Source organism: Pseudoalteromonas sp. S4492 (genome assembly GCF_005886115.1).
GTDB classification, from domain to species: domain Bacteria; phylum Pseudomonadota; class Gammaproteobacteria; order Enterobacterales; family Alteromonadaceae; genus Pseudoalteromonas; species Pseudoalteromonas gelatinilytica.
This window is the reverse complement of record NZ_PNCP01000364.1, coordinates 1-457: the sequence shown is the minus strand read 5'-3', so window position 1 is coordinate 457 and position 457 is coordinate 1. Positions and strand designations below refer to the sequence as shown.

1 protein-coding gene is annotated in these 457 nt (G+C 50.3%); it reads right to left on the bottom strand.

Annotated features, from left to right (window positions below; genetic code table 11):
* Positions 1-249, bottom strand: a 249-nt coding sequence (locus CWC28_RS21810) for a DNA repair ATPase (protein WP_171038378.1), incomplete at its 3' end; no start/stop codon positions are given.
* Positions 250-457 lie beyond the last annotated feature (208 nt).

Sequence of the window (457 nt, the reverse complement as noted above, 5' to 3'; positions counted from 1 at the left end):
GTTGTAGCCGAACAGCAGTGTGTCACCGATACGAACCAGATCTCTGGCGACACAGTTATTCTCAGTGCGCGCCCTGGAACGACCCAGCATGGCCATTTCCTGACTGCCAAATCCCTCAGTTCTGAGTGTGTTCAGGCTGCCGGTTTTATTGCTAAGCTGCTGGGCCTGGGATTCAAGGCGCTTTCGAAGTACTTCGTAGGCTCCTTCCTGACCAAGTACGGCTTCTTCTGTCTGCTGTTTTACTGCCATGTCCTTACTCTTTATTCCATTACGCTGTGACCTTGAGCACTCTCTCATTGTGTCTGTGAGAGGAGCGTCATTTATTCAAAGCTGGTGGTTCAGGCGCAAAGCGCTTCTACTTCCTGGAGCTTTTGCTGCATCTCATCGGTCAATTCTTCAGGGCGAAGTCTGGAGATAATTCGGCCCAGAACTCGCTTCTCATTGTTATCTACAACAC